The organism is Flavobacterium sp. PLA-1-15 (assembly GCF_049060005.1).
Classification (GTDB): domain Bacteria; phylum Bacteroidota; class Bacteroidia; order Flavobacteriales; family Flavobacteriaceae; genus Flavobacterium.
Map to the genome: position 1 here is coordinate 1 of NZ_JBMGQS010000041.1, position 21,422 is coordinate 21,422.

General features: G+C 37.5%; 23 protein-coding genes. 13 read left to right on the forward strand and 10 right to left on the reverse strand.

The genetic code is table 11. From position 1 onward, the window contains the following. Positions 1-182: hypothetical protein (locus ACI6PS_RS15315; RefSeq protein WP_421013450.1), on the forward strand; the 182-nt coding region annotated here is incomplete at its 5' end. Positions 183-202: 20 nt separating this feature from the next. Here the strand turns inward: ACI6PS_RS15315 and ACI6PS_RS15320 are convergent. Continuing rightward, the gene (locus tag ACI6PS_RS15320) at positions 203-364 is read right to left on the reverse strand and encodes a hypothetical protein (protein WP_421013451.1); all 162 of its coding nucleotides are present in this window, start codon (positions 362-364) and stop codon (positions 203-205) included. 190 nt (positions 365-554) lie between these two features. Here ACI6PS_RS15320 and ACI6PS_RS15325 point away from each other — a divergent pair, with 190 nt between their 5' ends. The 3 genes from ACI6PS_RS15325 (at position 555) to ACI6PS_RS15335 (ending at position 3,041) form a co-directional block, all read left to right on the forward strand. Further along, positions 555-1,814 (forward strand): sensor histidine kinase, encoded by a 1,260-nt coding sequence (locus ACI6PS_RS15325; RefSeq protein ID WP_421013452.1) that lies wholly within the window; start codon positions 555-557, stop codon positions 1,812-1,814. Continuing rightward, entirely contained in the window at positions 1,811-2,500 is a 690-nt protein-coding gene (locus ACI6PS_RS15330; protein WP_421013453.1) for a response regulator transcription factor, read from the forward strand. The genes ACI6PS_RS15325 and ACI6PS_RS15330 overlap by 4 nt, the downstream gene beginning before the upstream one ends. Before the next feature lie 61 nt (positions 2,501-2,561). Next, on the forward strand, positions 2,562-3,041 hold the full coding sequence (locus tag ACI6PS_RS15335; protein ID WP_421013454.1) for a hypothetical protein: 480 nt from the start codon (positions 2,562-2,564) through the stop codon (positions 3,039-3,041). A 1-nt stretch (position 3,042) separates the two neighbouring features. Here ACI6PS_RS15335 and ACI6PS_RS15340 read toward each other — a convergent pair whose 3' ends face one another. Next, complete coding sequence (locus tag ACI6PS_RS15340) at positions 3,043-5,235, reverse strand: B12-binding domain-containing radical SAM protein (RefSeq protein ID WP_421013455.1); 2,193 nt, start codon at positions 5,233-5,235, stop codon at positions 3,043-3,045. 138 nt (positions 5,236-5,373) lie between these two features. Here ACI6PS_RS15340 and ACI6PS_RS15345 point away from each other — a divergent pair, with 138 nt between their 5' ends. The 5 genes from ACI6PS_RS15345 (at position 5,374) to ACI6PS_RS15365 (ending at position 15,791) form a co-directional block, all read left to right on the forward strand. Then, positions 5,374-8,751, forward strand: coding sequence for a T9SS type B sorting domain-containing protein (locus ACI6PS_RS15345; protein ID WP_421013456.1), 3,378 nt, complete (start codon positions 5,374-5,376; stop codon positions 8,749-8,751). Between the two features lie 92 nt (positions 8,752-8,843). Beyond that, entirely contained in the window at positions 8,844-12,233 is a 3,390-nt protein-coding gene (locus ACI6PS_RS15350; RefSeq protein WP_421013457.1) for a T9SS type B sorting domain-containing protein, read from the forward strand. Positions 12,234-12,311: 78 nt separating this feature from the next. After that, positions 12,312-13,901, forward strand: coding sequence for a bacillithiol biosynthesis cysteine-adding enzyme BshC (gene bshC, locus ACI6PS_RS15355; RefSeq protein WP_421013458.1), 1,590 nt, complete (start codon positions 12,312-12,314; stop codon positions 13,899-13,901). 145 nt (positions 13,902-14,046) lie between these two features. After that, entirely contained in the window at positions 14,047-15,225 is a 1,179-nt protein-coding gene (locus ACI6PS_RS15360; RefSeq protein ID WP_421013459.1) for a T9SS type A sorting domain-containing protein, read from the forward strand. A gap of 146 nt (positions 15,226-15,371) precedes the next feature. Continuing rightward, positions 15,372-15,791, forward strand: coding sequence for a nucleoside-diphosphate kinase (locus tag ACI6PS_RS15365; protein WP_026704340.1), 420 nt, complete (start codon positions 15,372-15,374; stop codon positions 15,789-15,791). Positions 15,792-15,868: 77 nt separating this feature from the next. Here ACI6PS_RS15365 and ACI6PS_RS15370 read toward each other — a convergent pair whose 3' ends face one another. Both ACI6PS_RS15370 and ACI6PS_RS15375 read right to left on the reverse strand, forming a co-directional pair. After that, positions 15,869-16,165, reverse strand: coding sequence for a DUF721 domain-containing protein (locus ACI6PS_RS15370; protein WP_421013460.1), 297 nt, complete (start codon positions 16,163-16,165; stop codon positions 15,869-15,871). Then, positions 16,165-16,584: a lipocalin family protein gene (locus ACI6PS_RS15375; protein WP_421013461.1), complete on the reverse strand. Its 420-nt coding sequence runs from the start codon at positions 16,582-16,584 to the stop codon at positions 16,165-16,167. Before ACI6PS_RS15375 ends, ACI6PS_RS15370 begins: the two co-directional genes overlap by 1 nt. Before the next feature lie 280 nt (positions 16,585-16,864). Here ACI6PS_RS15375 and ACI6PS_RS15380 point away from each other — a divergent pair, with 280 nt between their 5' ends. The 4 genes from ACI6PS_RS15380 to ACI6PS_RS15395 are packed head-to-tail and all read left to right on the forward strand — an operon-like array spanning position 16,865 to position 17,841. After that, on the forward strand, positions 16,865-17,116 hold the full coding sequence (locus tag ACI6PS_RS15380; protein WP_421013462.1) for a hypothetical protein: 252 nt from the start codon (positions 16,865-16,867) through the stop codon (positions 17,114-17,116). A 29-nt stretch (positions 17,117-17,145) separates the two neighbouring features. Further along, positions 17,146-17,352: a hypothetical protein gene (locus tag ACI6PS_RS15385; protein ID WP_421013468.1), complete on the forward strand. Its 207-nt coding sequence runs from the start codon at positions 17,146-17,148 to the stop codon at positions 17,350-17,352. Then, complete coding sequence (locus ACI6PS_RS15390) at positions 17,339-17,656, forward strand: hypothetical protein (protein ID WP_421013463.1); 318 nt, start codon at positions 17,339-17,341, stop codon at positions 17,654-17,656. Before ACI6PS_RS15385 ends, ACI6PS_RS15390 begins: the two co-directional genes overlap by 14 nt. A gap of 26 nt (positions 17,657-17,682) precedes the next feature. Beyond that, entirely contained in the window at positions 17,683-17,841 is a 159-nt protein-coding gene (locus ACI6PS_RS15395) for a hypothetical protein (RefSeq protein WP_421013464.1), read from the forward strand. 27 nt (positions 17,842-17,868) lie between these two features. Here ACI6PS_RS15395 and ACI6PS_RS15400 read toward each other — a convergent pair whose 3' ends face one another. The 6 genes from ACI6PS_RS15400 to ACI6PS_RS15425 form a co-directional block, all read right to left on the reverse strand. Next, positions 17,869-19,134 (reverse strand): outer membrane beta-barrel protein, encoded by a 1,266-nt coding sequence (locus ACI6PS_RS15400; RefSeq protein WP_421013465.1) that lies wholly within the window; start codon positions 19,132-19,134, stop codon positions 17,869-17,871. A gap of 26 nt (positions 19,135-19,160) precedes the next feature. Next, positions 19,161-20,117: a signal recognition particle-docking protein FtsY gene (gene ftsY / locus ACI6PS_RS15405; protein ID WP_421013466.1), complete on the reverse strand. Its 957-nt coding sequence runs from the start codon at positions 20,115-20,117 to the stop codon at positions 19,161-19,163. 269 nt (positions 20,118-20,386) lie between these two features. Continuing rightward, positions 20,387-20,539, reverse strand: a complete 153-nt coding sequence (locus ACI6PS_RS15410; RefSeq protein WP_084625915.1) for a DUF4295 domain-containing protein — start codon at positions 20,537-20,539, stop codon at positions 20,387-20,389. A 72-nt stretch (positions 20,540-20,611) separates the two neighbouring features. Further along, on the reverse strand, positions 20,612-20,794 hold the full coding sequence (gene rpmG, locus ACI6PS_RS15415; protein ID WP_007805817.1) for a 50S ribosomal protein L33: 183 nt from the start codon (positions 20,792-20,794) through the stop codon (positions 20,612-20,614). Between the two features lie 25 nt (positions 20,795-20,819). Next, positions 20,820-21,056 (reverse strand): 50S ribosomal protein L28, encoded by a 237-nt coding sequence (gene rpmB / locus ACI6PS_RS15420; RefSeq protein WP_026704335.1) that lies wholly within the window; start codon positions 21,054-21,056, stop codon positions 20,820-20,822. 72 nt (positions 21,057-21,128) lie between these two features. After that, positions 21,129-21,422: CinA family protein (locus ACI6PS_RS15425; protein ID WP_421013467.1), on the reverse strand; the 294-nt coding region annotated here is incomplete at its 5' end.

The following is a 21,422-nucleotide window of genomic DNA, read 5'->3' on the forward strand; positions in this document are numbered from 1 at the left end:
GTTTGATAGTTGCGTTTGGCTGTTTGATAGTTGCGATTGGTTGTTTGATAGTTGCGTTTGGCTGTTTGATAGTTGCGTTTGAAAGCTATTGTACTAAAGAGCATACTATCATGCTTATGATATTTACAAGACTTCGTCTAACAAAAAAAATAAGAAGAAACGCTACTACTCCACCTATTTAGTGGCTTTTTAAAATATGAAATCAATCCTCGTCATTATGTTGAGATGGTTCCCTTTTCTTAAAATCGTTGTTGAGTTTGTGCTCCAGCTTCTTTTTTTCCTTTAGATTTTGCCTAACGGTATAGACAACTAGTGCTAAGACAAAAACGGCCAAAATTGCTATGAGGTACCAGTTGATTTCCATTTTTTTATTTAAAGGTATAAATATAATCCCGTGTAGATAGCGTGTGTGTAATTATTAAAATATTATTATATCGATCTTTTCAACGTTTTAAATGATAAGTATCCTAATTTCAAATCTTGTTAACTACTTGTTAATGCTAAAATCATAGCTTATTTTTGAGTAATATTACATTTTGATTTAAATTATTATCTTGAAATTCAACCGACTCAATACCATCATCCTTCTTGGTCTGGTTGCCATCATCGGCATCCTGATTGCTCAATTGCTTTGGACAAAGAAGGCTTTTACGCTGGAGGAAAAGAAATTCAGCCAGACGGCCCATATTGCTTTATTGGAAGTGGTAAAGAATCTCTATCAGGGAACGAGCCACGAACTACCTTCTAAAAATCCGATTGAAAAGATTTCAAACGACTACTATATTGTTAATGTCGAGAATGATTTCGATCCGGAGATACTGGAGTTCTACCTTACTTCTGAATTTGAGAAGAGAGGCATCACGACCGACTTTGAGTATGCCATGTACAATTGCCAGAGTGACGAGATGGTGTATGGGAACTTTGTTTCGCTTTCTGATAAATCCAAGCCTAAGGCAAAGGTGTACTTCCCGAAGCACAAGAATCTTGTGTATTATTTTGCCGTTCGCTTTCCTAAGGAAACCAGCTATGTCCTGAGTTCGTTGCAATTCTGGTTTGTGCTTTCGTTTGCCCTGATTGTGATTCTGGTGATTTATGTGTATTCGATATTTACAATACTGCAACAAAAGAAATATTCCGAACTGCAACGGGATTTCATCAATAATATGACGCACGAGTTCAAGACACCGCTGTCGTCGATATTGATTGCGTCGAACTACCTCAACCGTCAGGAAAAAATAAAATCCGACGATAAGCTGGAGAAATATACCGAGATCATCATCAACCAAAGCAACAAACTGAACCATCATATTGAGAAAATCCTGAACATTGCCAAGTCGGACAACTCTCCTTTGGATTTGCATTTAAAGGAATTATCGGTGGTGTCCATCATTGAGAATGTAGTCGAGAACATCCGCCTGAAATATGAAAATGCCACCGTGCACATCCATACTTTAAAGGATTATGGCATCAAGGCCGATGAGTTTCATTTTACGAATATCATCTACAATTTGATTGACAACTCCATTAAATACTGTGAGAACAAACCAGAAATTCACGTTGCGCTTTCGGATGAAAACAAAACCCTCAAAATCGAGTTCAGCGACAACGGAATTGGAATTGCAAAGAAGAACCTTTCGTTTATATTTGATAAATTCTATAGAATCCCGAGCAAGAAGAGCAATGAAGTGAATGGTTTTGGACTTGGATTGTATTATGTGAAGAAAATTTGCATCTTGCACCATTGGAAGATAAATGCTAGAAGCAATCCCGAAAACGGAATTACCATAACCCTTTTAATACCACAGAAACAATGAGTTCCTATAAGATCCTCTATGCCGAAGATGATGAAACCCTTGCTTTCCTGACCAAAGACAATTTGGAACAGTATGGCTATGAAGTGGTGCATTGCACGGACGGGGATTTGTGCATGGAAGCCTTTAAAACTGAAAGCTTCGACATCTGCATATTAGACATCATGCTTCCTAAAAAGGACGGTTTTGAGATTGCATCAGATATTCGGAAGATCAATAATGATGTTCCTATTATTTTCCTTTCGGCAAAAACCTTGAAAGAAGACCGCATCAAGGGATTGAGGCTTGGTGCTGATGATTATCTGGTGAAGCCTTTCAGCATTGAAGAATTGGCACTGAAGATTGAAATTTTCCTGAAGCGATCGCAAAAAAATGAAATTGCCGAAAAGGTTTCCTACACCGTCGGACGGTACAAATTTGACACCAGCAACTATGTCCTCACTTTTGAAGAACAAAAAATCAATCTTACGCAAAGAGAATCAGAACTGCTGAAGTTATTTCTGGACAACAAGAACAAAGTCCTGAAAAGGCAGCAAATCCTTACCTCACTTTGGGGAGAGGATGATTACTTTATGGGCAGAAGTTTGGATGTTTTTATTTCCCGCTTGCGCAAAATACTCGCTACCGAAAGCCATATCTCAATTGAAAACCTGCACGGTATTGGATTTAAGTTTAACATAGAGGAATAAAGGCACCGTTTTTGTTTCCGAATTATAAACCTTAAATTTGACACTCTTTAAATAAATGATTATGAATATCAAAATTGCATCCTTTATTCTACTTCTTACTTTGTTTCTTTCCAATGAAGCGAACGCACAATATAGAAATAACAGAAATGGTCTGGACCGTTCCATGATGTCGGGACAAGGAAATCCTAGTCCGAAGAAGAAAAAACCAGTCGATCAGGTGCAAGTAACTACTGAACGATTGACGACTGATTTAGAATTAGACGGATTTCAATCGGCGATTGTGAGGACGGTTGTTGAAGATTACAAGAATAGCTCTACTGCCATTATGGAAGAACAGGTTTCGAATGAAATAAAATATGAGAAGCTGACAGCGGCCAATATGAAAATGGAAACCCAGATTATGGAAATCCTAAACGAGAAGCAAAAAGTGAAATTTGCAGAACTGAAGGAAAAATCACTAAACAAGGACAGCAAAAAAGATAAAAAGAAGAAAAAAAATAAAAAAGATGAGGAGGAAACTACTGAAACTATTGCAGAATAATCTACAATACCAGCAGTCCGAAATCTCTTAATGTATGGATTGGTTTTGAATACCAGAACAATTCAAAATCTTCCAGCTCCGTTTCAAAGTCGGTTTTTAGCTCGTTAAAACTAAAGGTTTTTGAGTTGGAAACCGATATTTTTTTGAGCATTTCTACAAGCCACTCGCCTTCGTTTTTATTGACTTGTATATTGAAGCTTTCTTTTTTATCATGAAAAGTCAAAGCCATCATCTCCCATGAATTTCCTTTTTTTGATTTTGTATAATACTCCACAGCAGGCTTCCCTCCTAGCCAGACGATCTTGGCGGTAGGTTTTATCTTAAAATCTTCTTCGGCATGAAGCGCATCGTAGATGAAATCTTCTGGAATTTTGGTCTTTGGGATTTTAAATTCGAACCAATCCTGCAAGGGATAGTCGAAACAGATGCCGTGCATGAAATTAAACAGTGATTTCTTTAATCCGAAACTGAATTTATCGTGGTTGATTCCTGTTGAATCGGTATAATTGATGTCGTTGTTGGCGAAACTTCCTATGCCTTCGGTTTCCTTGAGGACACCAAACTTTTCGGGATACATCCCTACCGGACTATGTGCTGTCATGGCGAACTGGTGCCAGAAACCGGATTGCAAGATTCCTGCTTCGAACAATTGACGCACCATTTCGAGACTGTCCACCGTTTCCTGAATGGTTTGTGTTGGATAGCCGTACATCAAATAGGCATGTACCATAATGCCTGATTCGGTGAAGTTGCGGGTGACTTTTGCGACTTGCTCAACAGTTACTCCTTTGTCGATTAATTTTAATAGACGATCGGAGGCTACTTCTAATCCGCCGGAAACGGCGATGCAACCGGAGGCTTTTAGGAGAATGCATAAATCCTTTGAGAAACTTTTCTCGAAGCGGATGTTGGTCCACCAGGTTACGGTTAGTTTTCTTCTTAGTATTTCCAACGCCAAGGCACGCATCAAGGCTGGCGGTGCGGCTTCGTCGACGAAATGGAAACCGTTCTGGCCTGTTTGCTGTATTAGTTCTTCCATGCGGTCGCAAAGAAGATTGGCGGCAACGGGTTCGTAGATTTTGATGTAATCGAGGGAGATGTCGCAGAAGGTGCATTTTCCCCAATAGCAACCGTGGGCCATGGTGAGTTTGTTCCAACGGCCGTCGCTCCACATGCGGTGCATTGGGTTTACGATTTCGATTACGGAAATGTATTTGTCCAAAGGCAAATCGGAGTAATCGGGGGTTCCTACTTCTGACTGCTTGTAATCGCGGCAGGTGGAGTTATTTAGATATTTTACTTGATTGTCTATCAGCGTAAAGGTTCTTTTTAAATCGAGGATGTCGCGTTTTCCTTCGAGGTGTTCGATTAGGTTTTCGATGGGCATTTCACCATCGTCAAGGGTGATAAAATCGAAGAATTCGAAGACTCTTTTATCGGAAAGGGAACGTAATTCTGTATTCGGGAAACCGCCGCCCATCGAGACTTTGATGTGTGGAAAATGTTTCTTTACGAACTGGGCCGATCGGAATGCTGCGTATAAATTCCCTGGAAAGGGAACTGAAATGAGGAAGAGCGTTGGATTTATGGCGTTGATTCTTTCTTCTAATAATTTTACTAGGATCTTGTCTGTATAAGTATAGTCCTGTTGCAGGCTTTGATATAATTCGTCGAAGGAGTTGGCGGATCTTCCGAGGCGTTCGGCGTATCTACTAAAGCCGAAGTTTTCGTCGACGCATTCTACGATTAGATCGGAGATGTCTTCGAGGTAGAGTGTTGCTAGATGTTTTGCCTTGTCTTGGGTCCCCATGGTTCCGAAGGCCCAATCGAGTTCTTCGAGTTGTGCGAAACGGGAAGCTTCGGGCAGGAAATCTTCTTGGCAGATGGGTAATGCCAAGGTTGGGTTTTTTCCTTGAAGGAAGAGGATCACGGCATCGATGGTGTTGATGTAATAATCCTGAAGGGCTATTATTCTTTGGATATTGGGATTCTGGGAAGCTGGTTGCTGATTGATTGTTGTGAACAAATCTATTAGGCCCTGCTTGGAGAATATCTTGAGGATTACTTCTATTCCGAGGTCGGCTTGTGTGGCGGGGATGTTCTTTGTGTTGAGAAAACCTTTTATATAGGCCGTTGCCGGATAGGGCGTATTCAGCTGAGTGAAGGGCGGCGTTATGAGGAAGAGGTTTGTCATTCGTTTATTCAAGAGGTGGCAAAATTAGTTGATATTTTTGATGATAAATGTATTTGATTGCTTTTTTGTGTTATTGAGAGTATTATATATATTTTAACAAGAATGATTTTATACATTTGTTAAACCAAAAACATTTTTATGCTTCGGAAATTACTATTGCTTGTTGATCTTTGTTCTTTTCTTACAACTAAGAAACTGTATTACTGTTTTCTTTTGTGTATTATTTACTTGAACGGCTATGGACAATGTTTTGAATGTGCGAAAAATAATGGAGAATGGATTGAAGACAGTCCAGGAGATATTGTTGTTACAAATGATGGCTTACTTTATTCTTATTATCTTGGAGGATTTGATCCTCAAAATTTAATGAAGTATGACTTTAATTGCAATTTGATGTGGAGTAAAAATTTTGGCAATAATTATACCCCTATAACCGACATAACGACAGATGAGATGGGGAATATTTATATCATTATAGCTAAAACGTCTGGTGTTCAAGATGGGGGTCTTTATAATGTTAATGGTACTATGCTTTATTCTGGCCAGACATTGTATAAATTAGATTCCAATGGGAATCCAATTTGGTATAAGAAGTTAGGAGGAAGCCCCTATGGTAGGGAATCTAATCTATTTTATAAACAAAATGCCATATATGTCACTGGTGTATTTTATGAAACCAATATTAACAATGAAATTCTATTGACTTTTGAAAATACAGGTGGGGCCGGACAGTATCTTGCCAAATTCACTACTGATGGTTTATTGGTTAATGCTAAAGGCATAGGAGAAGCCAACGAAAGATATAGTGCTTCTACGATGGATGATGAAGGAAATTTTTATCTAACAAAATATTATAGTAATACTGTAACTAAAATCGAGCGTTATAATGCTGATCTGGATTTGGTGTGGTCTAATACAATTTCTACAAATAATTTAGCAAATTATGACATTTATAGACCCATAAACCTTCACTACAGTGAGAGTTCTGATAAATTATATGTTTGGGGAACGGCTACATCAACGGTATCTATTTTAGGGAACATTTATAATGTTACTCCGCCTAACTCTGGGATTACTAATTCTATTTTAACAGAATTCTCCCCATCTACAGGATCGCTGGAAAGGCACAAACTTATAAAGAATATTGACGAATTTGAATTTCATAATCCATTTTATAATTCGGGACATTTTGCAGAAAAGGATGGTGAATTATATATTTTCACGAATTTTACAGATACTCTTGTTTTTCCTAATGCAACAATTCATTCAACATCCTACACAAGCGGTGGTGATACTTTTCAATCTCAAGACATGGTTCTTTTTAAAGTTGACCTAAGCACGTTTGAAGATGAATTTATATTTAGAACTTTTTATGGTGATAATGGCTGGGATAGAGATGATCATGCTGATAAAATCGTGTTTCATAATGATGATCTATATATGACAGCAGCTTTTGTGAGTACTCCATTAAACATAAATGGCTCTATCATAAATAATAATAGTGGAAATGGCGAAAGCGATGCGATGTTGTATAAATATAACCTAAACGCATCTGCCAGCAGCGGGGAAATTATTGTAGAAAACACCTGTGTTAATGAACAAACAAGTTTCCATGTAGATGGTACTTATAACAGCATTAGCTGGAACTTTGGAGATCCTGCTTCGGCTAGTAATACTTCTACACTTAACAATCCACAACATCAATTTTCGGCTGCTGTGAATTATCATGTTACGGCGGTTGTTACTTGTGCGGGTGGCTCTCAAACGATTGAAAAGGATATTGTGGTTACTGCAAGTCCTACTGCTGGGGTTGTTGCTCCGATTTATGAATGTGAAACGGTATCTGGCTCTGGGATATCCTCTGGATTTGATACTTCGGGGATTCATTCGGCATTGGCCAATGGGCAATCCAACATCATGATAAAGTATGAAAGCTCTAGTGGCGCTCAACTTCCGAGTCCTTTGCCAAATCCTTATACGAATACTACTATTGGAGGCGATGTTGTTACTGCGAAGGTGTATTTTTCTAATAATCCTTACTGTTATGACACGACTACTATCGCTTTTCATACGATGACCTCGCCTGTTCCTCCTGTTTTGAACTCTGCTCCTGTTTATTGCAGACAAGAAAATAAGACATTGGCGGATATTGACATTACTGGAGTGGGTATTCAATGGTATGATGCCCAGACAGGTGGAAATTTACTTCCGAATACGACTTTCCTTGCTAATGGCACCACCTATTATGCTTCGCAGACAATTACTGGCTGTGAGAGTGCAAGAATTCCCGTAATGCCAACCATTCATAACACCCCAGGACCAATTGGTTTTGCGGTGCAGTATTTTTGTGATACTCAAGTCTTGACACTAGCTGATTTTGTACTTACAGGGACGGATGTTATTTTTTATGACAGCCAGTTTGGTGGAAATGTACTTCCTATAACGACACCTTTGGTGGATGATGTGGCCTACTGGGCTTCGCAGACTTTGAACGGTTGCGAGAGCATATCGAGATTACCCTTGATTTCAGATATCACAAGTTATTTGCCAGCTCATGATTTTGTTCAGAATGTTTGTGACAATTTGAATGATGGGACGGAAAAGGCTGATCTTTCGTTTTATAATGAAGATATTGTTCCTGCCTCCCATGGGTATTCTTTTGGTTATTATACTGATTTTGCTTCGGCTGATACTGAAGTTGCCGCGAATGAAATTACTGATTTTACTGATTATGAATTGTTGCCGGGGGTTAACTCGGTTTTTGTGCGGGTTGGGAATTCGACATCGTGCTACAAGGTAGTGGAGCTGCGCCTTACTTTGATTCCTACTCCGGTATTGCAGATGAAGGATACTTATGGTATTTGTGTAGGCAAATCGGTGACGATTACGGCTGATCCTGGGTTTCATACTTATAGTTGGTCGGATACTTCGATGGGGCAATCGTTAACGGTGACCGAGCCAGGAACGTATAGCGTGAGGGTGACGGAATATCATGTGGATGTGCTTTGCTCAACGACAAAGACGATTACGGTTGTGGCTTCGGACAAGCCTGCGATTACTTCGATCGAGACGAGTGACTGGACGGCTTATGAGAACATGCTGACGGTTATTGTTGGTGGTGTGGGTATTTATGAGTATTCGCTTGACGGAGAAATTTATCAATTGAGCAACCAATTTACGGGATTGGCGAATGGGGAATATACGGTGTATGTGCGGGACATTTATGGTTGCGGGGTTGATCATGAGGATGTGTATTTATTGATGTATCCGAAATTCTTTACGCCAAACGGCGACAGCTATAATGATACTTGGGGGATTAAATTCTACAAGAATGAGCCGAGGATGGTGGTGAAGATTTTTGACCGAAATGGCAGATTCCTCAAACAGTTGACAGACACAGACCCGCTTTGGGACGGGACATACAATGGACAATTGATGCCTGCGACGGATTATTGGTTTACTGTTGTGAGAGAAAATGGGAAGGAACATAGGGGGCATTTTAGTTTGAAGCGATAGCTTTTAAGGATTATCCACTTTATTAACACTTTGATTATCATCATTTGACTAAATTTATGCCGTTTTAAAATCATCTTTCATTTACCCATTTGATGACGGCAACTTTACGTACTGTAATCGCTTTTTTTATTTTGCTTTTTTCTTCGGCTTTGTATGCCCAGGAAGATTGCAACAATGGTATTGATGATGACGGCGATGGACTGATTGACTTGAATGATCCGGAGTGTGTTTGTACTACTGCGGTAGTTCCTACTATCATTCCGAATCCATCGTTTGAGCATTATACCACTTGCCCTACAATGGAATCTGAACAGAATCTTTCACAATTGGATTATGCTTTTCCTTGGATTCAATCCACTTACGCTACATCTGATTACCATAACAATTGCGGATGGGTAGCGGGAGCGATTGTTGATACAGGGCTGAATGATTTTCCGGATGGAGAGGCGGCAGTTGGTGCAATTTATATGAGTGGATGGCGAGAATACATAGGCACTACCCTATTATCAACGATGTTTGCTGGAACTAATTATCAATTGACTTTTGATGCATCGGCGGTTTGCATGAACGACGTAGGGAACTCAACTGGATATAATATTGATATCATGCAACCTGTGGACATAACACTCTACGGCTGTACAGACGGAAATAATCTGCCTCTTGCAACATACAACGCACCTTCGGTAGCTGACCCTACGTGGATTGTGATTGGCACTGTGACTTTTACTCCTGCGCAATCTTGGCACCAGCTTACGATCAACTTTACTCCTACTGTAAACATCAATGCTATAATGATAGGAGCACCAGCTGTTTTACCTACATCCTATCCTGCATGGGGAAGCCCAGAACAAAGTGTTTGCATTCCTTATTTTATTTATGATAATCTGCTCTTGAATAATGCTTCTTTGTTTAATGTTCATATTACACAGTCGGGAAGTTACTGTACGGGTGACTTGGTGTTGATTTCGAATATTGAGAATGGGGCTATTACTAGTCCTACTTATCAATGGTATAAGGATGGTGTTGCCATTGCCGGCGCTACAAGTGCCACCTATACAGTTCCTTCTGAACCAGAAAATGTTGGACGTTTTAATGTTAAAATAAGCAGTGGGGGAAATTGTTTTATAAGCACCGCTAAATATATTGATCTTACCCTCTTGAATACTGAAATTGATGCAGCGGCCACACCAACATGCGTCAATACAGGAACGATAACAATATTAACACCAGGAGATGCCTATAGTTTTGACAGCGGAATCACTTGGACAACCGACCCCTTTAAAGAAAACCTGACTCCTGGAAATTATTATTTAAGGATAAAAAATGATGATGGTTGCATGCTCTATAAGCAAGTTGCGGTACCGGAAATTTTATCGCCTGCTCCTGCATTTACAAGAATTCACCCTGTTTGTGGACCAAATGGAAGCATCTCTATTACTACATCAGCCTATGAATATAGCTTTAACAACGGACTTACGTGGACTACAAATCCAATCGCTACAAACTTAACCTCGGGAACTTATCGAATACGCGTTAGAGATGCAAATGGATGTAGATCTGCAGCTACTGTGATTTCTCTTATCATGATGCTTAATTATCCTGCTCCTGATGCTACTGCTATACAACCTATTTGTGGCAACCTTACTGGATCAATTACTATAACTACTGTTGCCAATCAATATAGTTTTAATAATGGAGCGTCTTGGGGAGCAAACAATACAGCATCCAATCTTGCACCCGGAACGTATAATGTAAGGGTTAGGTATACGAACACTTGTCCGTCCTATCCCACAACAGTTGTCATCAATCCTCCAACTGGTCCCGGACCTCTCGCTCCGATTTTGTCACTCGATCAACCCGATTGCCACAATCCAAATGGAACCATTACGGTTGACAGTCCGGCAACTGAATTTAGCTTTGATGATGGCGCGACATGGAGCACAAATGCAACGTTGAGCAATGCTGTTCCTGCAACTTATTTGATTAGGGTTAAAGATGCTTTGGGTTGTATTTCGCCTGCTACAACAGCTATATTGATTCCGTTTACTGATTTTACACCATTGCCGACAGCGAATTCTCAAACCTTTTGCATACAGGACAATGCTACACTGGCAGATGTTATAGCGAATGGACAGGATATAAAATGGTATGATACGCAAATTGGAGGGAATCTTTTACTTGCTACTACACTCTTAACCGACGGCACTTATTATGCTTCGCAAACTATTGACGGTTGCGAAAGTGACCGACTATCCGTTTTAATTACAATAATAAACACTCCTGCACCAACAGCACTTTCGCCTCAAACTTTTTGTATCGCTCATTCTCCAACTTTGAGTAATCTTATTGTAAATGGAACTGCGGTACAGTTTTATGACAGTTTGGTTAATGGAAACCTGTTACCAAATTCTACCTTGCTTGTGGATGGAACAACGTATTATGTTTCGCAAACTTTGAATGGTTGTGAAAGTGTCCAGCGTTTGCCGATTGATGTGGCAGTATTAAACTCTTTGCCTGTTACCGATTTTGAAGATTTGATTTGTGATGATTTGAATGATGGTGGTGAGCGAGTTGATTTGACAACTTACGAAGAAGACATTATTTTAAATCCATCGGCTTATACTTTTTCCTATTACACGAGTTTTTCGGGTGCGGAAAATGAATCGGCTTCCGAGCTGATAGGTGATGAAGAAGACTATTTGTTGAATGTAGGACAGCATATTATTTATGTTCGGGTTGAATTCAACAATCTATGTTATGAAATTGCAGCGCTGCAACTTAATGTGATCGCTTCGCCATTTATCAATATGAAAGACAATTATTATATCTGCGAAAATGGCTTTACGCGGATTACTGCCGATGCAGGCTTTGACAGTTATACTTGGTCGACTGGAGCGACAACCCGCGAAATCACCGTTACAGAAGATGGAAATTATTCGGTTACGGTTACAAAAAACCACGGTACAGTAGTTTGTTCGTCTACTAAAAATATTACGGTTGAGTTATCGAATAAAGCAATGATTACGAAAATTGAAACGATGGATTGGACTTCCTATGACAATTCCATCACCATCATCGTGAGTGGTCAGGGTAATTATGAATATTCGCTTGACGGAATACATTTTCAAAGCAGTAATCAATTTTTCGGATTGCCGAATGGAGAATATACCGTTTATGTGAATGACCTATACGGTTGTGGCGTTGCGGAAGAAGACGTGTATTTGCTGATGTATCCGAAATTTTTCACACCTAATGGCGACAGTTATAACGATGTTTGGGGGATAAAATTCCACGAAAATGAACCCAATTTGAAGGTGCATATCTTTGACCGTTATGGCAAATTCTTGAAGCAATTGACTTTAAAAGATCCTGTATGGGACGGAACTTATAACGGAGAGATGATGCCATCAACCGATTATTGGTTTGTTGTTTATAGGGAAAACGGAAAAGAGCACAGGGGCCATTTTTCGATGAAAAGATAAAAAGCCAAGCATTTGTTAAACCAAAAAATTGCAACCCTATTTTTAATTATTTTTACAAAAATTTTAGACTTCCAAATTATGCCAACTGACTGTATAAGCTATCAAGATTCCGGATATTTCACTCCTTTGATGAATGATTATTTAGACCAAAAAGAAAACTTACAGTCGCTTTACAACCGGTTTCCAACTTTGGAAAACTTCCAAGAACAAATTCTTGAAAAACAAGCAAATTTTGATGATGAAAACCGCAAAATTTTGGTTTCGGTTTTAAAAGAACAGTATCAAAACATCGCTGTTTCGGATTTGACCCATCAGAATATTGAAGCTCTAAAAGAGCAAAATACCTTTACGATTACAACTGGACATCAATTGAATCTGTTTACCGGACCTTTGTATTTTTTGTATAAGATCATTTCTGCGATTAATCTTTCGAAAGAATTAAAGGCAAAATATCCTGATTCTAATTTTGTTCCGGTTTATTGGATGGCAACGGAGGATCATGATTTTGATGAAATCAATTACTTTAATTTTAAGGGCAAGAAATTCAGATGGAACAAGGAAAGTTCGGGTCCTGTTGGAAGATTGTCAACCGAAGGTCTTGCTGATGTTTTGGATGTATTTGCTTTAGAATTGGGTCAAGGAACAAATGCCGAAACAATAAAGGACTTATTTAAAGAGGCTTATTTGAAGCATGAAAATCTTTCTGAGGCTACGCTTTTCTTAGCCAATTCTTTATTTGGTGAATATGGATTGGTTATTCTTGATGCGGATAATGTGGCATTAAAAAAGCTATTTGTTCCCTTTGTAAAAGAGGAATTATTGCATCAAACTTCGAGCAAGAAAGTACTCGAATCGACTGAAATGCTTAAAGATTATAATGTTCAGGTAAATCCTAGAGACATCAATTTGTTTTACATAGAAGATAATTTGAGGGAGCGAATCATCTTTCAGAACGAGACTTTTTATGTAAATAAAACCGACATTAAGTTTTCTGAAAAAGAAATGTTGGAGGAACTTGAAAATCATCCGGAGAAATTCAGTCCGAATGTCATTATGCGACCTTTGTACCAGGAAGTAATCCTTCCTAATCTTTGCTACATTGGCGGAGGTGGCGAATTGGCGTATTGGCTGGAATTGAAATCCTTTTTTGATACTGTAAATATTACCTTTCCAATATTGTTATTGCGAAATTCTGTTTTATTGGCAACGGAAAAACAAGCTAAAAAAGCCGATAAACTTCATTTAAGCTGGAAGGATTTGTTCATGACGCAATCTGATTTGGCAAACGAAAAAATCAAAACCTTTTCAGAATTTACAATTGATTTCTCTGAACAGAAAAAATTCTTGAAACAGCAATTTGAAAATTTACATGAAATTGCATCCAAAACCGACCAATCATTTTCTGGCGCGGTAAAAGCACAGGAAACAAAACAACTGAAAGGTTTGGAAAATCTTGAAAAAAGATTATTGAAAGCTGAAAAAAGAAAACATTCTGAGGAATTGGAACGCATAACCGATTTGCAAAATGAATTGTTTCCGATAAAAAGCCTGCAGGAAAGACAAACCAATTTTTCTGAGTTTTATATTGCCAATGGCGATGCTTTGATTACTAAATTATTTTCTTCCTTACAACCTCTCGAAAATAGGTTTGATATAATTATTTTCTAAATTTTTCCTTATACCATTCTTTTATAACGTTTTTTAGAAAAAGTTATCAATACGCAAACGTTTTCGTTTATGGTATTTTAGACTCACCTATTTTTCGTAATGGTTTTTAATTTAGTTTTATACAAAACAAAATTAAATTAACATTATGAAAAAAACATTACTCTTATTTATTGCCTTGATCGGATTCTTTTCAAGCGCAACTTATGCACAAAGCATATCTATCGTAGGATCAGGTGTAAACGGATGGCCACCGGATAATAATCCTGAAATTGTCCTTTCTACAACAGACAACATCATCTATACCATTGAAGATCTTGTTGTTTCCACTGGAGAAGTAAAATTTAGAGAAAACATGGCTTGGACCAACAACTGGGGAGGATCAGCTTTCCCAACTGGAACCGCTGTTTTTAATTCAGGCAGTAATATTCCAACAGTTGCTGGTACTTATGACGTTACTTTCAATAGAAATACTTTGGAATATTCTTTTGTTGGAACATCAGCATTTCCTAGCATTGGCATCATTGGAACTGTTTTAGGTGGAAATGGATTTGACGGAGCGGATGTTGACATGATTACATCTGATGGAGAAAATTACATTTTATCTGCTTACACTTTATTGGAAGGAGAATTAAAATTTCGCCAAGACGATGCTTGGACAATCAATTGGGGTAATACTGCAAATACATTCCCAACTGGAATAGCTACACAAAACGAATTCAACATTTCTGTTCCGGCGGGAACTTACACAATACATTTCAACAGATTGACGGGTGCTTATAGTTTTGACTATGTTAGCATTGGATTTCTTGGAACTGTATTGGGAGATGGAGGATTTGGATTTGCCGATGTAGATTTAGAAACTACTGATGGCGTTGCTTATTCAAAAATGAATTATCCTTTATTAGCAGGTGAGATAAAGTTCAGACAGGACAATTCTTGGACCGTAAACTGGGGCGGCGATGCATTAATCGGAATTGCTAATCAAGGTGGAAATAATATAGCGGTTGCTACTGCTGGAAATTATGACATTTCATTCGACAGAAGCACTTTGGCTTACAGCATTACTCCGAATTTGAGCACAAAAGATTTTACAGCCAGAAATATCAAAGTCTATCCTAATCCATCAAAAAACATTTGGAATTTCTCATCAGAATCAGTAATTTCAATTGTTCAAATCATTGATGTTCTAGGAAAAACTGTTCTAACAAGCAATTTTGGAGCAAATGACGTAACTATTGATGCATCTTCATTAACTGAAGGAATGTATTTTGCAAAAATAACTGCGGCTAATATTAGCCAGACAATAAAAGTCATTAAAAAATAATTTAGGCAGATTTATTGACTTTATCCCTTGTTGTGTTTACACAGCAAGGGATTTTTGTTTTATCAAGAAATTAATACTATCAATGGCAATTAGATTTTAATATATGGTTTTAAAAGGCTACTTTTGCCAAAAATTTAAAAATTACAATGGCAACAAATAGAACATTTACCATGATTAAGCCAGATGCTGTCGCTAACGGACACATCGGAAACATTTTAGCAATGATTACAAACGGTGGTTTCAAAATCGTTTCTTTGAAATTAACGCAATTGACTGTAGCGGATGCGCAAGCATTCTATGCTGTTCACAGCGCAAGACCATTCTACGGAGAATTGGTTGAATTCATGTCAAGAGGACCAATTGTTGCTGCTATCTTAGAAAAAGAAAATGCAGTAGAAGATTTCAGAACTTTGATTGGAGCTACAAATCCAGCTGAAGCGGCTGAAGGAACAATCAGAAAAGCGTATGCTACTTCTATCGGAGAAAATGCAGTTCACGGCTCTGACAGCGATGAGAATGCAGCTATCGAAAGTGCTTTCCACTTTGCTGGAAGAGAGCAGTTCTAATATCTAGCGACTGAACAATAAATAAAAATCCCGTTTCAAATTGAAACGGGATTTTTTTATTTTATCACTATTATATTTTATCTCAGAACCACTTCTTTTACAATATCTCGACGGAATTCTTCATTAATCATCTTGATAATTTTATCTTTTCCATAGCTCAATTCCTCACGCAAAACAGCTGAAGTCAATTCCACATACAAAGTATTGCCTTTTAAAACGACATTTTTAGTATAGCTGTTCACGCCATTTCCCATAAGCGAAACCCAAGCTTCCTTAACCGAAACCTGGTCGATTCCTGCCTGAAGCTTATTGTCCTGAATAATTACCTTCAAAATATCACTTATCGGACTTTCGTTATTGAGTCGCTTTGCCATTATTTAAGTGTAAAAGGTGTTGGTTTTTTATATTGATATTCTATTTCCGATGCGTTTTTAAGCACAAGCTTTTCATCCGAAACCTCTAATATTTCCTCTTTCCAAGTAGAATATTCTGTCGCATAATTTAGATAAATCCTATCCTCTTCATGGACGATTTTTATTTTTTCCGATTTGTCGTTTACCAGATATTTTCCGTCAAACTGAGGCATCACTTTTTTCCGAAAACCGGAATCATTTTTTATCTCAAAATAATCGATGGTTTCACTGATATTGTATTCCTTTTCATTTCCATCGGGAGTTGTTACCGTTTCAATCTCCCAATAACCATTGATTTTCGCAACATCTTCAGGCTTTACTTTTTCTTGACAAGCCATCAAAACTAACAAAACAAAACCAATCAAAACTGCTTTTCTCATATACTTTAAAAACGTAAAAATACAGCTAAAAATCCTTACATAAAAACCAGCAACGTTAATTATTTCCAGCTCATGCTGCTATCCGTTGCAACTCCTCATTCAAAAAGCTATTTTTGTCCAGCAAAAAATAGCTTTTCAAATTCCGGGGTTTCCACTGCTATCTGGACTAGCTCCACCATTTGAAACTTTAGTTCAAAATAAAACTTCAGGAAAATCATTAAACTATTTACTACTTTTAAAGTCTTATCAAACAAACCTTCACCTCCAAGAACAAAAAAACGTGAAAAAGTCATATATACTATCCCTACTATTCATCTCTTTTATAGGATGCAGTTCTTCAGACGAAAGTTCAAACACCAATCCGGCTCCAGAAGAAAACCTCTATTTTCCATCCGTTCAAGGCACAGCTCGGGAAACCAAAACGATTGCTGATTTAGGGTGGAATCAAAATAATGTCGAACCATTACTGACCTTTCTGGAACAAAAAAACACCAAAGGCTTTATCATGGAATTGCCGAACAAGAAAATCTAATAGACATCAACAATAAAGTCTCCGATTATCTGGGTTTTAACTGGACAAGCTTAACCGTTGAAAAAGAAAACCTCATCACCTGCAAGCATTTACTGACCATGACATCTGGAATTGAAGATGTAGAAAATGAAGACTGTGTCACTCCAGATTGCTTGACATATAAAGCCGATGCCGGAACAAGATGGGCCTATCATAATGTCTATGTGAAACTGCAAGACATAATTGCGCAAGCATAGCAATCAAACCTATAACAATTATTTCAATTCAAAATTACGCGACAAGATTGGCATGAATGGCAATTGGGTCAACCTTGCCAACAACAGTGTTTATACTAGTACAACCAGAAGTATGGCGCGTTTTGGCCTGCTGATGCTCAACAAAGGAAAATGGCAAAACGAAATCATTTTGAATGAAAATTATTTCAATGATGCAACCACAACTTCTCAAAACATCAATCAAGCTTATGGCTATTTGTGGTGGCTTAATGGAAAATCGAGCTATCATTTGCCACAAACACAATTTGAGTTTCAAGAAGTATAATTCCTTCAGGACCAAGCGACATGTTCATGGCATTGGGCAAAAACGATCAAAAGATTTATGTGATTCCAAGCAAGAAGATGGTGGTTGTTAGAATGGGCGAAGTTGCAAACCCGGAAAATCCAACCTTTGCACTTTCTGGTTTTGACAATGAATTATGGAAAAAAATAAATGCGTTATACGAATAACGCATTTATTTTTTTTAAAGTAGAATACTAATTAAAAGAATACCGTAATCCTAAAGTAGTCTGATTGTTTTTTACAGTAAACGACTTATAACCAGCTGTTACCGCCGTTCCTTCATCCGAAGATTGAAAATAATCTTTGATGGTGCGATATTGCAACTCGATTGAAAATTTGTCATTAAAACTATATCCTATTGCAGGATTTATAGAGATTGCCGTTTTAAAACTAACGGAAACAGGTTCTCTATCGTAGACTGTAGTAATATACTTTGTATTCAACACTTCTGTAACAGAACCACTCTGAATAGAAAGACCCAAACCTAGATTAAAAAAGAGATTATTAGCTTTGGAAATGTTTACATAATACCTCGGAGAAACTACAACGTCTATAGCCTTTGAGTCAACATCAAAAGTACTTACAAAGGTTGCTGAACTCTTTGTAGCTGGATTTGTTTTTAGAGTATATTTTGAAGTTTGGAAGGAAGCTCTTAAAAAGAATGCCCACTTTTTACTCGTTCTCAATTCAGCCTCAGCTCCTACGCCAATACCAAACATTGACTTCTTGTTGCTATTACTGAAAGCATTCCCAACAACAACCGATGCATTATTAAAATTTACGAATCCTGTAAAAACCATTTTACTTTTAGAAAATTCATTCTTAAAAGTCACATCCTTTTTACCAATTTCTTTGTTATACTTATTGAATATCTCGATTAAATCGTTGTCGTTATATTTAATCTTGGCAAAATCGCTAGGCTGCAATTGCTCTGTTTTTAAAACCGTATAAAGCTCTTTTCTGTAGCCTGAATTTGTATTTACAACCTCTCCTCCATATGTTTTAACATCATGGGTCAATTCTACAGGAAAAGATTGGTTTGCAAGCTTATAAAAATAGATTGTTTTTTTCTTTTCCTGATAGGCATAAAGTGATCCTTCACCCTCCACTAACACTTGTAAAAGAAGGTTCTTATTTTGCACTTCATGCAAAGGCTTATTTCCGTAGTTTTTTAAAACCGGAATAAAAAAACGCTGTAGTTTGAACTCGTCTGCAATACTCAATTCTTTTACTTTGTCTTGAGAAATTTCCTGTGTCTTTCCTTCTAAACTTGTTTTGAACTTAATTGATTGGTCTTTGTTTTCGGGTTGATTAAGCTTTGAATAATCCTTGTATTGCAAATAAACTTCAGCTTTATTATTATCCTTATCGACATAATAACCTTTTCTATAATCGTTTTGTGCAAATAAATTAAAAGTACTTAACAATAAAATTGCAAGCAGACAGATCGAGTTTTTCATGTTTTTATCGTTTTTGGTGCCGAAATTTACACTTTAAAAAACGAATCCACAAATTCAAACTTATTAAATACCTGTAAATCTTCAATTCCTTCACCAACACCTATGTATCGTACAGGAATCTTAAATTGATCAGAAATTCCTATCACAACGCCGCCTTTTGCTGTTCCGTCTAATTTTGTAACGGCCAATGAAGTTACATCTGTTGCAGCAGTGAATTGTTTTGCTTGTTCGAATGCATTCTGACCTGTAGAACCGTCCAAAACCAACATTACGTCGTGTGGCGCGTCTTCAACGACTTTTTGCATGACACGTTTCACTTTTGTCAGCTCGTTCATCAGGTTTACCTTGTTGTGCAAACGTCCAGCGGTATCAATAATCACTACATCTGCATTTTGCGTAACGGCTGATTTCAAGGTATCAAATGCAACTGATGCAGGATCACTTCCCATTTGCTGCTTTACGATTGGAATACCAACCCTGTCGGCCCAGATTTGTAATTGATCGATTGCAGCGGCACGGAACGTATCGGCAGCTCCAAGAACAACTTTATATCCAGCTTTGTTGAATTGATAGGCCAATTTTCCGATGGTTGTCGTTTTTCCTACTCCGTTTACACCAACCACCATAATAACGTAGGGCTTTTTGTCTTTTGGCACTTCAAATTCGGAAGCGTTTCCTGTATTTGTTTCAGACAATAAAGCGGCAATTTCTTCACGGAGGATTTGATTGAGTTCGTCTGTTCCGAGGTATTTGTCTTCGGATACACGTTTCTCGATTCTTTTGATGATTTTCAATGTAGTATCGACACCTACGTCTGAAGCAACAAGGATTTCCTCAAGGTTGTCGAGTACTTCATCGTCTACTTTTGATTTTCCTGCTACGGCTTTTGTTAGCTTGGAAAAGAAAGTTGTTTTTGTCTTTTCAAGTCCTTTGTCGAGGCTTTCCTTTTTTTCGGATGAAAATATTCTTTTAAAAAAACTCATTTTATAGATTGATTAGATTGTTAGACTATGAGATTTTAGACAATCCTGAGTCTGAAAGTTTAAAGAAGGCCTAAAGTTTTTCAATTAGCCCCGATTGCAATGAAAATCCTTTTTGTTCCGGTGTTCGGAACAAAAAGATTGTAATGGAAAGCGGGAACTACGATCAAAAAAATGCCTTTTGTTTTGCTCCTTAAAAATTCTGAACAAATATAAAAATAAAAAAGCTACTTCCGAGTTGAAAGTAGCTTTTGTATATGCTGTATTTTGAATTATTTCTTTTTCAAGAATTCATCAACAAGTTCTGGAGACATGATAGATTCTACGAATGTATATGCACCTGTTTTTGGAGATTTCACCATTTTGATGGCTTTTGATAATCTCTTAGAAGCTGTCTGTAATGTTGCTACGGTTTTCTTTGCCATGGTTACAAATGTTTTTATATTTTAATAAAATTTCAAATGCGAACATTCGAGATTCATTAAAATCTCTAATTATTATTTAATTTCTTTGTGAACAGTTACACGTTTCAAGATTGGATTAAATTTTTTAATCTCTAATCTATCTGGAGTATTTTTTTTGTTCTTAGTAGTGATGTATCTTGAAGTTCCTGCAACACCAGTAGTCTTGTGCTCAGTACATTCTAAAATTACCTGGATTCTATTACCTTTCTTTGCCATCTTGCTATATATTTATTTGGAAGGATTATTTAATAAATCCGTTAGCTTTAGCTTGTTTCAAAACTGCAGCGATTCCATTTTTATTGATTGTTTTTACTGTAGATGCAGCTACTCTAAGAGTAATCCATCTATCTTCTTCAGGAAGATAAAAACGCTTTTTAACTAAGTTTACAGAAAACTTTCTCTTAGTTTTGTTCATAGCGTGAGAAACGTTATTTCCTACCATCGCTCTTTTACCTGTAAGGTCACAAACTCTTGACATTATGCTTATCTTTTATCGTTATTCAAAATCAGGGTGCAAAGAAAAGAAAAATAAACCTTATATGCAAAATATTTAAAGTACATTTTTTAAAATTTCTTTCTGAAGCATTTCCAAGCTTTTATTTACCGCCCTATCTATCACTTTTTCACGGGGTTGCCCAAAGTTAAATTTTTCAACTATTACATTTTCAGGACTTGCCAAAGCGATAAAAACAGTGCCAATTTCTTCATCGGTATCGTCTTTTGTTGGTCCGGCATTTCCTGTTACAGAAATCGAATAGTCGGTATTCATTATTTTTTGGATTGAAAGCGCCATCTCTTTTGCAACTTCCTCGCTTACAACCGAATGTTTTTCGATTGTTTCCTT